General features: G+C 73.0%; 11 protein-coding genes and 2 pseudogenes. 6 read left to right on the top strand and 7 right to left on the bottom strand.

Annotated elements, in window-relative coordinates; genetic code table 11:
• Positions 1–2: 2 nt before the first annotated feature.
• From ACYQ8Q_RS12275 to ACYQ8Q_RS12265, 3 genes and pseudogenes are all read right to left on the bottom strand, one after another.
• Positions 3–1865, bottom strand: coding sequence for an ABC transporter ATP-binding protein (locus ACYQ8Q_RS12275; protein ID WP_460073275.1), 1863 nt, complete (start codon positions 1863–1865; stop codon positions 3–5).
• Between the two features lie 312 nt (positions 1866–2177).
• Positions 2178–2615, bottom strand: a complete 438-nt coding sequence (locus ACYQ8Q_RS12270) for a hypothetical protein (protein ID WP_460064422.1) — start codon at positions 2613–2615, stop codon at positions 2178–2180.
• 1166 nt (positions 2616–3781) lie between these two features.
• Positions 3782–4408, bottom strand: a pseudogene (locus ACYQ8Q_RS12265) (ATP-binding protein); the annotation flags it as partial.
• A 274-nt stretch (positions 4409–4682) separates the two neighbouring features.
• Between ACYQ8Q_RS12265 and ACYQ8Q_RS12260 the strand changes: the two are divergent.
• The 3 genes from ACYQ8Q_RS12260 (at position 4683) to ACYQ8Q_RS12250 (ending at position 6727) form a co-directional block, all read left to right on the top strand.
• Positions 4683–5543 carry a helix-turn-helix domain-containing protein gene (locus tag ACYQ8Q_RS12260; RefSeq protein WP_460064420.1) on the top strand — a complete coding sequence of 287 codons (861 nt, stop codon included), beginning with the start codon at positions 4683–4685 and terminating at the stop codon, positions 5541–5543.
• A complete protein-coding gene (locus tag ACYQ8Q_RS12255) occupies positions 5544–5798 on the top strand; it encodes a DUF397 domain-containing protein (protein WP_055638138.1) in 255 nt (84 codons plus the stop codon). It abuts the gene before it with no gap.
• A 116-nt stretch (positions 5799–5914) separates the two neighbouring features.
• Positions 5915–6727: an SAM-dependent methyltransferase gene (locus tag ACYQ8Q_RS12250; RefSeq protein WP_460064418.1), complete on the top strand. Its 813-nt coding sequence runs from the start codon at positions 5915–5917 to the stop codon at positions 6725–6727.
• A gap of 470 nt (positions 6728–7197) precedes the next feature.
• On the opposite strand, the pseudogene pdxR reads toward ACYQ8Q_RS12250, so the two are convergent.
• Positions 7198–8607, bottom strand: a pseudogene (pdxR, locus tag ACYQ8Q_RS12245) (MocR-like pyridoxine biosynthesis transcription factor PdxR); the annotation flags it as partial.
• Positions 8608–8654: 47 nt separating this feature from the next.
• Between pdxR and ACYQ8Q_RS12240 the strand changes: the two are divergent.
• On the top strand, positions 8655–9191 hold the full coding sequence (locus ACYQ8Q_RS12240) for a carboxymuconolactone decarboxylase family protein (RefSeq protein WP_460064416.1): 537 nt from the start codon (positions 8655–8657) through the stop codon (positions 9189–9191).
• Between the two features lie 44 nt (positions 9192–9235).
• Here ACYQ8Q_RS12240 and ACYQ8Q_RS12235 read toward each other — a convergent pair whose 3' ends face one another.
• The 3 genes from ACYQ8Q_RS12235 to ACYQ8Q_RS12225 form a co-directional block, all read right to left on the bottom strand.
• Positions 9236–10723: a glutamate synthase subunit beta gene (locus ACYQ8Q_RS12235; protein ID WP_460064415.1), complete on the bottom strand. Its 1488-nt coding sequence runs from the start codon at positions 10721–10723 to the stop codon at positions 9236–9238.
• A gap of 144 nt (positions 10724–10867) precedes the next feature.
• A complete protein-coding gene (locus tag ACYQ8Q_RS12230) occupies positions 10868–11347 on the bottom strand; it encodes an anthrone oxygenase family protein (protein ID WP_460073274.1) in 480 nt (159 codons plus the stop codon).
• 52 nt (positions 11348–11399) lie between these two features.
• On the bottom strand, positions 11400–12227 hold the full coding sequence (locus tag ACYQ8Q_RS12225; RefSeq protein WP_460064413.1) for a DUF2293 domain-containing protein: 828 nt from the start codon (positions 12225–12227) through the stop codon (positions 11400–11402).
• 122 nt (positions 12228–12349) lie between these two features.
• Here ACYQ8Q_RS12225 and ACYQ8Q_RS12220 point away from each other — a divergent pair, with 122 nt between their 5' ends.
• Positions 12350–12991, top strand: a complete 642-nt coding sequence (locus tag ACYQ8Q_RS12220) for a nucleoside/nucleotide kinase family protein (protein ID WP_460064411.1) — start codon at positions 12350–12352, stop codon at positions 12989–12991.
• A 123-nt stretch (positions 12992–13114) separates the two neighbouring features.
• A complete protein-coding gene (locus tag ACYQ8Q_RS12215) occupies positions 13115–13540 on the top strand; it encodes a CBS domain-containing protein (protein WP_460064409.1) in 426 nt (141 codons plus the stop codon).
• Positions 13541–13551 lie beyond the last annotated feature (11 nt).

Raw genomic sequence — 13551 nt, 5'->3', positions numbered from 1 at the left:
CCTCAGCCGACGCTCGGCGTGGGCGCCGTCGGGCTGAACTGTTCCGCCTGGAGCGCGTACAGCTCCGCGTAGACGCCGCCGCAGGCCAGCAGCTCGTCCGGAGTCCCGGACTCCACCAGCCGGCCCTGGTCGAGGACGTGCACCAGGTCCGCGTGGCGCACCGACGCCAGCCGGTGGGTGATCAGCACCACCGTCTGGCCGCTGCCCGCCAGCGCACGGATCTTGTCGAACACCTCCAGCTCCGCGCGGGCGTCCAGGGCCGCCGTCGGCTCGTCCACGATCAGGATGCGGCCCCGCCGGTACGCGGCCCGCGCGATGCCGAGCCGCTGCCACTGGCCGCCGGACAGCTCGTGCCCGCCGCTGAAGTTCCGGGCCAGCAAGGTGTCCAGACCGCGCGGCAGATCCCCGACCACCTCCTCGGCGCCCGCCTGCGCGACCGCGTCCGCCAGCCGCTCCTCCGTCAGCGGCGCCGACGAACGCCCCACCGCCACGTTCACCCGCGCGGTGAACGGCCACCGCTTGAAGTCCTGCGCCACCATCGCGATCCGCTCGGCCAGTTGGCGCCGGTCCGCGTCCGCCGCGTCCACACCGTCCCACAGGATCCGCCCCCGGTCCGGCCGGTACAGCCCGGCCAGCAGCTTCACCAGGGTCGTCTTGCCGGAGCCGTTCTCCCCGACCAGCGCGACGATCCGGCCCAGCGGGAGGGAGAGCGTGACGTCCTCCAGGGCGGGCCGGGCCGACTCGCCCGGATAGCCGAACGTGACGTTCTCGAAGCGGATCTCCCGCGGATCCTCCGGCAGGGCCGCCCCGCCCACCGGGATCGCCCGCTCGGCCGCCTCGACGTACAACCGCTGGAGATCCCCCACGAACAGGGCCTCCTCATGCAGCTGGTTGACCTCCAGGACCAGCGTGTTCAGGCTCGCCGAGCCGCTGCGGATCGCGATCACCGCGGTGCCCGCGACCGCCAGCGCCATCGTCCCGGTGAGCAGCAGCCCGCCCAGCGTGGCGTACGTCGCCAGCGTCGCCAGGCCCGTCCAGGTCGCCGCGAACAGACCGGTGCGGGCGGCGAGCCGGGCCAGCCGGGCCTGCTCCGCCTCCGCGGTCTCCGACATCGCCCGGAAGTGCCGCAGCAGGAACGGGCCGACACCGTGCACCCGGATCTCCGGAGCCGCCTCCGGCTCGGTGAGGAGGGAGGCGATGAGCTGACCCGCGCGCGCGTGCTGCACCCAGGTGTGGAACGACTCGTAGCGGCGTCGCGCGTTCGTCAGCGCGCTCCAGGCGCTCGGCAGCGTCATCGTGATCAGCAGCGGCAGCAGCAGCGGATGCAGCACCGTCAGCACACCGGCCGCCGCGACCAGCGAGATCATCGCGTTCACCACGCGCGTGCCGTACATGATCATCCGCCGGGCGGAAGAGGCGCCGTACTGCGCGGTGTCCAGCAGCTTGTGGAAGGCGTGGTCCTCGATCGCGGCCAGCTCCACCGCCGCCGCCCGCTCCAGATACAGCTCGGTCGCCACCCGCTCCACCTTGGGCTCCAGCCGCCCCGTGGCGTACGTCGACGCGGCCCGCAGCAGCGCTCCGACGAGGAGGACGACGGCCATGACGACCAGGGCGGGAAGAGCTCCGTGCAGCCGGTCCTCGATGGGGCCGCCGCCGATCAGCCGGCTCAGCACCGCGTTCACTGCGAGCAGTCCCACCGCCTGGGCCATGCCCCGGCCCACCTCGGCGGTCAGCACGGTGCGGGCGGCCCGCGGGTCGGCCTGCCGGGCCAGCCGCAGGCTCACGCCCAGCAGGGAGGGCAGCCGGGTCACCATGGCGCGGAAGCTCAGCTCCAGGAAGGCGTCCCGGTGCTGGTTCCAGCCCATGTCGTAGCGGAGCGGGCCGCCGAAGAGGAGCCGTTCCGACTCGGACACCTCGCGGTCGTCGGGCCCTTTCGGTTTCGGTGCCTCTTCTGTCGCTTCCGCCGCTCCCGTCTCTCCCGCTTCTCCTGACTTCCCCGCCTTCCCCACCTGTGCGCCTCCCGCGATCGTGGACGAACGGCCACTATCCCGAGAGGCGCCGGGTCCGGACAGGGCGCGGGACGCGGAAGCAGGATGCGCGGGGGCGTACGCCGGGGGTGGCCGGGCGAGGGGGCCGGTGATGTGGCGCGGGGCGAGAGGGGTCGGTGGTGCGGCCGGCTAGGCGCTGATCGGCCGTGACCAGGTGGGCGTCGTGCCCGTGAGGCGGCACAGGGCCAGGTAGAGCGGGATCGGCGGGGTGTACGGAAGCGTGCCGTCCGGCCGGTGGATGAGGTCCGGCGCGGGTAGCGACTCCGGGACGATCGCGCCAGGCGTGTAACGCGCCGGGGCGGGCCACTCCAGGGCGTAGTCGGAGTCGCACGGGACGAGCCACCACCAGTGCGCCTCGTCGGCGTAGACGCAGCCCACGCGGGGCAGCCGCGGCAGGAGCAGCGGGCCGATGCCGACCGGTACGGCCACGGCGTCACAGCCCAGCGGGGCGATCATGCCGTCCGGCACGGTCAGCCGGCGGGGCGGCTCCGGGACGGGGCCCAGGTCGCGCCGCAGCCGGACGAGTGTGTCGAGGGAGCGCACCGGCCGGCCGGGCGCGCCGCTCATGCCCTCCCTCGCTCTCGGCTTCTCTCGAACCGAGGGAGCCCCGTGCCGCCCCCGACACCGGGGAACGGACGAGGGACGGAGGCCTCGCCGACGGGGGTGACCGGAGCGGCGGGGCCGCTGGGGCCGACGGGCGCGGGGGAGTGGCCGGTGGCCTGGTGGTCCGGGCCGCGCTCGTCCGCGCGGTGGGCGTCGGCGGTGCGGTGATCCGGTGCGCGGTGGGCCTGTGCGCAGTGATCCTGCGTGCGGTGGTCCGTCGCGCGGTGGTTCAGCGGGCTGTGACTGTGGCTGTGGCTCACGGAGGTGTGGCCCAGCGGAGGGTGCCCGTAAGCGGTTTGGTCCAGGGCGTGATGGCTCGGGCCCTGGTGCTCCAGGACGCAGAGGTCGGACACGCGCTGTTCCGGGGTGCGGCGGTCCGGGCCGAAGGGGTTGGCCGCGCGCTGCTCCGGAGCGTGGTGCTCCTTGGCCGAGGGCCTGCTCGCGGTCTGGCCCGTGGGCTTCGGCATGCCGGACGGGGCCCTGCGCATCAACTCGGCCGCGTACGCCTCCGCCGCACCGCGTGAGGGCGCCGGACGCACCGCCGGAGCGGAGCCCTGCGGTCCGCGGTCGAGGGGGGCCTGGTCGCGGCCGGCTCGCTCACGGCGAGACGGCTCCGGGCCGGCCTCGTCGGGGCGAGACGGCTCACGGTTGGTCTGCTCGGGGCGAGACCGCCGGGGGCCGGCCTGCGCGGGATCGGATCGCTCGGGACCAGATCGCTCGGGACCAGATCGCTCGGGGCGGGCCTGCTCGGGACGGACCGCGTCGCGATGCATCCGGGCGCTGTGGGTCCGGTCGCGATCGGTCCGGTCTCGATGCGCCGGGTCGGAATCGGTCCGGTCTGGACCTGCCGGGTCGGAATCGGTCCCGTCTCGACCTGCCCGTTCGGAATCGGTCCGGTCTCGATCCGCCGGGTCGCGATCGGTCCGGTCTCGATGCGCCGGGTCGGAATCGGTCCGGTCTCGACCTGCCGGTTCGGAATCGGTCCGGTCGGAATCGGTCTGGTCGCGATCGGTCCGGTCGAGATCGGACCGGCCGGGGTGGACCTGGCCGGGAAGGATCTGGCCCGGATGGATCGGGCCGGGACGGATCGAGCCAGGCTGCATCGGATCGCGGTGGATCTGCTCCACCACCTCGTCCTCGTCCCCGGAGCCGTCGGCCGGCCCGGGCTTGGGACGGGCGCCCCAGCCGAGATCGTCGCGCGGCTCGGCGTGCTCCGCGAGGGCGGCGTCGGCGCCCTCCCGTGGCTCCGCGACCGCCGCCGGTCCGTCCGTTCCGCGCGGCAGGTCCGCCCAGACCAGCAGGCCGGAGCCGTGCTCCTGGGCGCCCCACGCGTGACAGAGGGCCTCGACGAGGAGCAACCCCCTCCCGTGCTCCTCCTCGGGCCGCTGCGGGGAGGGATGCGGATCCTCGGCGGTACAGCCCTGATCGCGCACGGCTATACGCAGCACGTCGTCACCGTCGAGCAGCTCGCACACGACGACATCGCTGGCCGTGTGCACGATCGCGTTGGTGACCAGCTCGGATATGACGAGAGCCGCGGTGTCGCAGGTGTCCTCGCACACCGACCAGCCGGTCAGCCGGGCCCGTGCCAGGCGTCTGGCCTGGGCGGGGGAACCCGGATGGGCGGCCAGTTCGAATCGGAACCGGCGCTCGGCAGCGGCCTGGTCGGGGCCTGCTCCCGGGGCGGCACCGAGACCCTGGGGGCGGCCTGCGGCGGCGTCTGTTCCTAAAGGCGCGGACGGAATCACGCTTGCCACTATCGCCGCGCCGTGAACACTTGGCAAGTGTCACTCTGAAAAATGCAGAGTGCTGTGTGACGCGGTGGAGGGCCGTGGCACACTGCTCGCAACAGCATGTTGAGCGGCGCCAGTTGGGATCACCGGAGATCCGTACGTAGTCGTACAGATCGTTCGAATAGGTCTTCGAATGGCGCCGTAGGGCTGTCAGGATTCGTTCCGTCACCGGCCGGTCGGGGGCTGCTCAGCGCGGCCGAGACGACCGGGCGGCCGGGGCTCTTCGTGGAGGTGGAGCGTGAGCGAACCGCGGTCCGCGCCGACCGTCGGACAGGTCGTCCTCGGCCGGCGCCTGCTGGACCTGCGGGAACGCGCAGGGCTCAAGCGGGAGGAGGCCGCCCGCATCCTCCGGGTCGCCCCCGCCACCGTCCGCCGGATGGAGATGGCCGAGGTCGGCCTCAAGATCCCGTATCTCCAGCTGCTGCTGAAGGCCTACGGCGTCACCGACGAGGAGGCCGAGGGGTTCGTGCAGCTGGCCGAGGAGGCCAACAAGCCCGGCTGGTGGCAGCGCTTCCACGACGTCCTGCCCGGCTGGTTCTCGATGCACGTCAGCCTGGAGGGCGCGGCCGCCCTGATCCGCCAGTACGAACCGCACTTCGTCCCCGGTCTGCTCCAGACCGAGGACTACGCGCGCGGGGTCCTGAAGTCCGGAGCCATCGGCCAGACCCGGCCGGAGGACATCCAGCGTCTTGTCGACCTGCGCATGCAACGCCAGGAACTGCTCACTCGTAAGGACGCGCCCCGGTTGTGGGTCGTGATGGACGAGACGGTGCTGCGCCGCCCGGTGGGCGGTCCGGAGGTGATGCGCGCGCAGATCGACAAACTGCTCGAGGCGACGAAGCTGCCCAACGTGACGCTTCAGGTGGCCCCGTTCTCGAACGGGCCGCACCCCGGCACCTACGGGCCCTTCGTGCTGTTCCGATTCGCCATGCCGGAGCTTCCGGACATGGTCTACAGCGAGTACTTGACCGGCGCCGTCTATCTCGACGCGCGCACCGAGGTGGCGACCCATCTCGAGGTCATGGACCGCATGGCGGCGCAGGCCGCTACTGCACATCGCACGAAGGAGATCCTCAGGGATTTCCGCAAGGAGCTGTGAATGGATCGCATCAAGCCGCGCAAACGGGTCTACAACGGCATGCCCGCGCGGGACTTGGGCAGCGAGGGCTGGCACAAGCCCTGGAGCGGCGGGAACGGCGGCAACTGCCTGGAGGCGATGAAGCTCGCCGACGGCCGGATAGCCGTCCGCCAGTCGACCGACCCGGACGGTCCGGCGCTGATCTACACCACCGACGAGATGACGGCCTTCATCGAGGGGGCCAAGGCGGGGGATGCCGACTTCCTGCTGTCCTGACCTGATCACCACCGATCGCTTTTCGATTGCCCTGCTGCCACCCCGTTCCTCTCTGTCCTTCGACATCCTTGATTTGGCACTGACTTGATTATTCGTTGCGTCTTACGGAGCGTTTCATGACCGGGCAGGAACCCGCCCCCGCTGTCGAGATCGACACCAGCAAGCCCCATCCCGCGCGGATGTACGACTGGTACCTCGGCGGCAAGGACAACTACCCCGTCGACGAGGCCATGGGCCGCCAGATGCTCGCGCTCGACCCGCGCGTGCCGGTGATGGCACGAGTCAACCGCGCGTTCATGCACCGCGCCACGCGCTGGCTGGCCCGGAACGGCATCCGCCAGTTCCTGGACATCGGCACGGGCATCCCCACCGAGCCCAATCTGCACCAGGTCGCCCAGGAGATCGCACCGGACGCCCGCGTGGTCTACTGCGACAACGACCCGATCGTCCTCGCCCACGCGGCGGCACTGCTGCGCAGCACGCCCGGCGGTGTCACCGAGTACCTCCAGGCGGACGTCCGCGACCCGGCCACCATCGTCGAGGGGGCCAGGAAGACCCTGGACCTCACCCGGCCGGTGGCCCTGTCGCTGGTCGCGCTCCTGCACTTCGTCCCCGACCAGGACGGCGCGCACGACCTCGTCGACCGACTGCTCGCCGAACTCCCCTCGGGCAGCTACCTGATGATGACCCACGCCACCGCCGACTTCACCCCGGAGGAGTCCGCGGCGGCCACGGAGAAACTCAAGGCCGCGGGCGTGACCCTGGCCCTGCGCTCCCGCGAGGAGTTCAGCCGCTTCTTCGACGGGCTCGACCTGGTCGACCCGGGCGTGGCGGTCGTACCCGACTGGCACCCCGAACTCGGCGAACCGGTCCCGGGCCAGGAGGACGGGGTCATCCCCGGCTACGGGGCGGTGGCCCGCAAGCCGTAGCCCCCCGAGCCTCAGGCCCCGAGCCCTGGCCCGCACCCTCGGCACCTTCACCCCCTGACGACCGCCCGGCAGCGGGAGGCCGTCAGGGGCCCGGTCCGGCACACCTACCTCCCCACAGAGCCCTTCCCCTGGGACCGGAGAGGACCCGCAGCACCCCCTCCGGACACAGAGCCGGAGGCCGGGCCGGGTTGCGTACCGGTCGGCCCGGCCGGGCCAAGTTGCGTACCGGCTGGCCCGGCTGGGCCGGGTTCCTTACCGGTCGGCCCGGCTGGTCCAGGTTCCGTACCGGCCGACCCGGCTGGTCCGGGTTCCGTACCGGCCGGCCCGGCTGGGCCAAGTTGCGTACCGGCCGGCCCGGCCCGGCCGGGTTCCGCACCGGCTCGACCAGTTGGCCCGGATGCCGCACCTGCTCGACCGACCGGGCCCGCTTTCACACCGGCCGGGCCGACCGGCCCGGGTGCCGTGCCCGGCGGCGGCAGCACCTCGCACAGGGCCTCCAGCGCCGCCCCGTACGCATGCTCCGAGGGCGTCGCGTATCCGACGACCAGGCCGTCCCCCACCGCCATGTCCGTCCCCGGGTGCCGGTAGTCGGCCAGCCCGTCCAGCGCGACCCCGTGCCAGGTGGCCGCCTTCACCGCCGACCGCTCGGTGCCCGCCGGCAGACGCAGCACCGCGTGCAGACCCGCCGCGACCCCGCCGACCTCGATGTGCGGGGCCCGCGCGGCCAGCACCTCCACCAGCCGGTCCCGGCGACCCCGGTAGCGCTGTCGCATACGCCGGACATGACGGTCGTACGCCCCCGACACGACGAAGTCGGCCAGGCTCAGCTGCTCCAGGACACTCGCCCACGCCTCCCGCTCCCCCTTGACGGCGAGGACGGCGTCGACGTACCGCCGCGGCAGCACCATCCAGCCGAGGCGCAGCGCGGGCGAGAGACTCTTGCTGACCGAACCGACGTAGATCACCCGCTCGGGGTCGAGGCCCTGCACGGCGCCCACCGGCCTGCGGTCGTAACGGAACTCGCCGTCGTAGTCGTCCTCCACCACCACCGCGCCCCGCGCGCGGGCCCAGTCGATCACCGCCGCGCGACGGCCCGCGTGCAACGGTCCCCCGGTGGGGAACTGATGAGCGGGCGTCAGCAGGACGCCCCGTTCACGCCCCAGCAGATCGACACGCGCCCCGGCCCCGTCCAGCGGCAGCGGAACCGTCCGCACCCCAGCCGCCGCCAGCAGCTCCCGGTGGAAGCCAAGCCCGTACGCCTCCACGGCGAGCGGACCGCGCACCACCCCACCCGGACCGCACAACAGCCGCAGGGCGTGGGCGAAACCGGAGCAGATCACGATCCGCTCCGGCTCGGTCCGCACACCACGCGCACGTGCCAGATACTCGGTCAGCGCCTCGCGCAACTCCCGGCGCCCGGCCGGATCACCCGGCCCGAACACCTCGCTCGGCGCCTGTTGCAGCGCCCGCCGATAGGAGGCCAGCCAGGCCGCGCGCGGGAACGCCGAGGCGTCCGGGGTGCCCTGCCGCAGATCGTGCCGAGGGCCACGCGCGCGGAGCGGCGCCTTCACCGGCACCCGCTCGGCATGCCGCAGCGGGAGGGCACGATCGGCGACCCGGGTACCCGAGCCCTGACGCGCGGTCAGCCAGCCCTCCGCGACGAGCTCGGCGTACGCGTCCGCCACCGTGTTGCGCGCCACCCCGAGATCCGCGGCGAGCGAACGGTACGGCGGCAGCCGCGTCCCCGGCGCCAGCCGCCCGCTGCGCACGGCCTCGCGCAGCGCCCCGATCAGAGCCGCCCGCCGCCCGCCCGGCCCGGACAGCTCCACATGCAGGTCGGCACCGATCCGCTCCGCAGAATTGACCCACGAATCCGCCATGGAAATGCACCCTATCGGAGGTCTTTCATGCCCCTAGGTTTATCTGCATGACGACGCACACGACCGACACCACGACCGCCGCCCTCCAGACCGCCGCGCTCCTTTCCGGGGCGATCGCCGCCGCGGAGGCCGCACGCACCCGGCTCGACTTCGGGAAGTCCGCCCGGCCGGCCTTCCGCGCCCTCATCGGCCTCGACGCCGCCGCCCGCGAGGGCCTCGACCCCGCCCTCGTCGAACTGATCCAGATCCGCGCCTCGCTGCTCAACCACTGCGCGTACTGCCTGCACATGCACACCAACGACGCCCGCAAGGCCGGCGAGAGCGAGGACCGCCTGCACCTGGTCGCCGTCTGGCGCGAGGCCCGCCACTTCTACACCGAGAAGGAACAGGCGGCCCTCGCCCTGACCGAGGCGGTCACCCTGGTCGCCGACGGAGGCGTCCCGGACGACGTCTACGCCGAGGCAGCCGCCCACTTCGACGACCACGAACTGGCCCAGGTGCTCGCCCTCATCTGCACGATCAACACCTGGAACCGGGTGGCCCTCGCGACGGGCAAGGTCGCGGGCACGGACGAACGCCGCTGACCGGTCGTGCGGCGGGACCGCCGGGACATATCGCCGTACCACCGTCACACGCTCATAGGACGGTCGTACGGCGATATGGGCGCCGGCAGCCGCGAACCGCCCGAGAGCCGCCGGTCCACCGCCGCCGCCACCGCACGCCCCTCCGCGATCGCCCACACGATCAGCGACTGCCCGCGCGCCGCGTCCCCGGCCGCGAACACGCCGGGGACGTTCGTCGCGAAGTCACGGTCCCGCGCGATGGTGCCCCGCGGCTCGAGCGTCAGCCCCAGCTGGTCCACGAGCCCGTCCGCCCGGTCCGGCCCGGAGAAACCGAGCGCCAGCAGCACCAGGTCCACCGGCAGCTCCCGCCCGCTCCCCGCCACCGGCCGCCGCCGCGCGTCCACCTCGACGAGATGCAACGACCGCACCCGCCCGTCCTCGTCCCCGCTGAAGCGGAGCGTGGACGCCGCGAACAGGCGCGCGTCCGCGTCGGCCGCCGGCGCACTGCGCAGCTCGCGCGCCTCCTCGTGCGCGGCCGACAGCCGGTAGATCTTCGGGTACGTCGGCCAGGGATCCATGTCCTCGTCACGGTCCGCGCCGGGCTGGGCGTAGATGTCGAGCTGGGTCACCGACGCCGCGCCCTCGCGGACCGCCGTCCCCAGGCAGTCCGCGCCGGTGTCCCCGCCGCCGACGATCACCACATCAAGTCCGGCCGCCGACATCGGCGAGACCTCGAGATCGCCCTCGCACACCCGGTTGGCCAGCGGCAGATACTCCATCGCCTGATGTATCCCGGCCAACTCCCGCCCCGGCACCGGAAGTTCCCGCCAGGCCGTCGCCCCGGTGGCGATCACCACGGCGTCGTAGCGGGCCCGCAACTCGGCCGCGCCCACGTCCCGCCCCACCGCCGTGCCCGTACGGAACCGCGTCCCCTCGGCGATCATCTGCTCGATCCGCCGGTCCAGATGGCGCTTCTCCATCTTGAACTCGGGGATCCCGTACCGCAGGAGACCGCCGATCCGGTCGTCCTTCTCGTACACCGCGACCGTGTGCCCGGCCCGGGTCAGCTGCTGCGCGGCGGCCAGCCCGGTCGGCCCCGAACCGATCACCGCCACCGTCTTCCCCGAGAGCCGGTCCGGCGGGCTCGGCGGCGCGAACCCCTCGGCCCAGGCCCGGTCGGCGATCGCCACCTCGACGTTCTTGATCGTCACGGCGGGCTGGTTGATGGCGAGGACGCACCCCGCCTCGCACGGCGCAGGACACAACCGTCCGGTGAACTCGGGGAAGTTGTTCGTCGCGTGCAGCCGGTCGCTCGCCGCCCGCCAGTCCTCCCGCGACACCAGGTCGTTCCACTCCGGGATCAGGTTGCCGAGCGGACACGCGTCGTGACAGAAGGGGACGCCGCAGTCCATGCAGCGGTCGGCCTGCTTGCTGACGATGGGCAGGAGCGCGCCGGGGACGTACACCTCGTCCCAGTCCCGCACCCGCTCCTCGACCGGCCGGCGGGGCCAGTCCTGGCGGGGGGTCGTCATGAATCCCTTGGGATCGGCCATGGGCGTCTTCCTTGCGTACGCGTGGACAGGCCGAGCGTCATCGGGCGGCACTCTTTCGGCCACGATACGTCCGGTCCGTCCGCCGTGCAGAGAGGCGGACGCCAGGCCCGACCGGAGACCGGACCGACTCGGATCCGGTCCGGCTCAGACCAGGGATATCGCGTACACGATCGCCGCCGCCGCCGAGGTGACCGCCCGCACATGGTTCCAGCGCGTCCACTGGCGCACGTACGTCGGCCAGTACGCCGCCGCTTCCGGCGCCCCCGGCTCCAGCTTCATCAGCGTCTCGTTGCGCGGCACGTTCGCCACGACGGTCACCCCGAACGCACCGACCAGATACAGCCCGCTGCCCAGCAGCAACGGGAGCATCCCCTCGTCCGGCCACAGCAGGAACGTCACCATGGCGATCCCCGCGCACAACCCCGCCGCCCCCAGGAACAGCACCAGGAACACCGGCGTCATCGCCGAGGAGTTGATCGCGTTCATCGCGGCGACCCCCTGCGCGGCCGGCAGCTTGGCGAGCCCCCGCATCACCAGCACCGAGAACGCGCAGAACACCCCCGCCATCACCCCCGTCGTGACGGCGCCGAGCAGCGCGAGCATCGGATACGGTCCGTCGATCACTGTCACCGTGAACTCCCCCTGTCGTCCGAAGATCCTGCCCGGCCCTGCCCTGTCACCTCAAGTGATATCCCGTATGTGATCGGTGACTGGTGACTGGTGACCGGTGACCAGCGATCGGTGACCGGTGACCGGGGGGAGGGGCCCCCTCCCCCCTCCCCTCCCCCCTCCCCTCCCCCCTCCCCTCCCCACCCTCCCCGCCCCCGCCCTCCCGCCACTCCCGCAGCCGTGCCTCCACCCCTGCCGCGATCCGCCGTCTCGCCTCGTTGCGCGGCACGCCGTTCATCAGCAGCTCGTCGTAGGGCGTCTCCAGATGCCGTACGGAGGCCGCGACCGCCGAGATCACCGCGCCCTCGGTCAACGCCCGCCCGGCGGCGCTGCGGCCCACCCGCCCGCTGCCCCGCACCGAGGCGTGGGCCGCGATCTCCCGGGCCCGCGCCACCGGGCAGCCGGGCAGCAGGCGCAGGATCTCTGCCGCGAACGCCTCCGTGAACCGCGCGTCCGTCACGGCCCGCCGCCGCGCGTCCCGCAGCCGGCGCCGCCGCCGGGCCTCGGCGTCGGCCAGGCACCGCTGCTCGGCCCGGGCGAGCCCCGCCTCCTCGACCAGGACGCCCTGCCGCTCGTAGCGCCCTTTGCGCCGGTTGAACCGCATGACCACCGCCGACAGCCCGCTCTCCTCCCGCGACCTGCGTGTCAGCGCCGTGTCGCCGCGGGGCAGGAACACCAGGTGCCCCAGGTCGGCGCAGTCAAGGCAGCGGGACCCGCTCTCCTCCAGCACCAGCATCGACTGCGGGCCCCGGCGGCAGCCCGCACAGTACTTCCGTCGAAGCGGCTGGACGACGAGAAGGCCGGTGCGGGACGGGGGCGTTGTCGGTGCTGCCATGCAGGCTTCATTCCCGCTGGTGGGCGAGGTAGCACCCGACCGGCGCCTCGGCTCGCGCCCGCACGCGGCGTTCCCCCGCCGGACGGCGACCGCGACGCTTCGCGACCGGTGCCTGACGCATCATGGGCGGTGTGCGACTCGAAGCGATCACCTGGGAACGGCTCGGCGACCTCCTCGCCGAGCGGCTGCTCGACCTGAAGCCGGCGGACGGCAGCCCCTGGCCCCGTATCGCCTTCGACGGCGCCCCGGCGGCCCGCCCCGGAGACCTCGCGGCCCGTGTCGCCGAGGCGCTGCGGATACGCGGCCGCGCCTCCCATGTCGTGGACGCACACGGCTTCCTGCGTCCCGCCTCCCTCCGCCTGGAGTACGGCCGGCACGATGTCGAGGCCTACTACGACGGCTGGTTCGACACCGGGACCCTCTGGCGCGAGGTGTTCGGCCCCCTGGAGCCCGGCGGTGACGGGCGGATCCTTCCCGACTTCTGGGACCCGGCCACGGACCGGGCCACCCGCAGTCCGTACGTCGACCTCCCGCCGGGCGGTTTCCTGCTGCTGCACGGTCCCCTCCTCCTACGACACTGGTTCCCCTTCGACCTCACCGTCCATGTCCAGCTCTCCCCGGCCGCCCTGCGCCGACGCACCCCGGACGCGGACCGGTGGACGCTGCCCGCCTTCGACACGTACGCCGCCGAGACCGACCCCGCCGCCACGGCCGATGTCCTGGTCCGTGCGGACGATCCGCGCCATCCGGCGTGGGGCGGGTGAGCCGGGGCGCAGCCGGACGGCCGGGTGAGATGCGGGTGCCCGCGGGCGCGGCGAGAATGGAGGGGCGCCGGGACGAGCGGTGCCCCCCGCGCCGCGCCGGCCGTCCGGTACCGGGAGGTACCCATGACCACAGCCGGAGACATCATGCACCGGGGAGCCCGCTGGATCCCCGCCCATGAAACCCTCGACCGCGCCGCACAGTTGATGCGCGAACTCAATGTCGGAGCCCTGCCCATCGGCGACGACAACGACCGGCTCTGCGGCATCCTCACCGACCGCGACATCGTCGTCGGCTGCGTGGCCATGGGCCGCGACCCGGCGAAGGTCACCGCCGGAGAGATGGCCCGGGGCACCCCGCGCTGGATCGACGCGAGCGCCGACGTCGGTGACGTGCTCGGCGAGATGCAGGACCATCAGATCCGCAGGCTCCCCGTCATCGAGAACAAGCGCCTGGTCGGCATGATCAGCGAGGCCGACCTCGCCCGGCATCTGAGCGAGGGCCAGATCGCCTCCTGGGCCGGGAGCGTCTACGCCAGGACCGGACCCTGACCGTGCCCACG

This window comes from Streptomyces sp. YKOK-I1, from assembly GCF_054660435.1.
This window is presented reverse-complemented; position numbering and strand designations above follow the sequence as displayed.

Excerpts from the sequence above, each read along its gene's own strand:
- ACYQ8Q_RS12275 (WP_460073275.1), bottom strand. The coding sequence starts at position 1,865 with ATGGGCTGGAACCAGCACCGGGACGCCTTCCTGGAGCTGAGCTTCCGC.
- ACYQ8Q_RS12270 (WP_460064422.1), bottom strand. The coding sequence starts at position 2,615 with ATGAGCGGCGCGCCCGGCCGGCCGGTGCGCTCCCTCGACACACTCGTC.
- ACYQ8Q_RS12255 (WP_055638138.1), top strand. The coding sequence starts at position 5,544 with ATGGATCGCATCAAGCCGCGCAAACGGGTCTACAACGGCATGCCCGCG.
- ACYQ8Q_RS12250 (WP_460064418.1), top strand. The coding sequence starts at position 5,915 with ATGACCGGGCAGGAACCCGCCCCCGCTGTCGAGATCGACACCAGCAAG.
- ACYQ8Q_RS12240 (WP_460064416.1), top strand. The coding sequence starts at position 8,655 with ATGACGACGCACACGACCGACACCACGACCGCCGCCCTCCAGACCGCC.
- ACYQ8Q_RS12235 (WP_460064415.1), bottom strand. The coding sequence starts at position 10,723 with ATGGCCGATCCCAAGGGATTCATGACGACCCCCCGCCAGGACTGGCCC.
- ACYQ8Q_RS12225 (WP_460064413.1), bottom strand. The coding sequence starts at position 12,227 with ATGGCAGCACCGACAACGCCCCCGTCCCGCACCGGCCTTCTCGTCGTC.
- ACYQ8Q_RS12220 (WP_460064411.1), top strand. The coding sequence starts at position 12,350 with ATGGGCGGTGTGCGACTCGAAGCGATCACCTGGGAACGGCTCGGCGAC.
- ACYQ8Q_RS12215 (WP_460064409.1), top strand. The coding sequence starts at position 13,115 with ATGACCACAGCCGGAGACATCATGCACCGGGGAGCCCGCTGGATCCCC.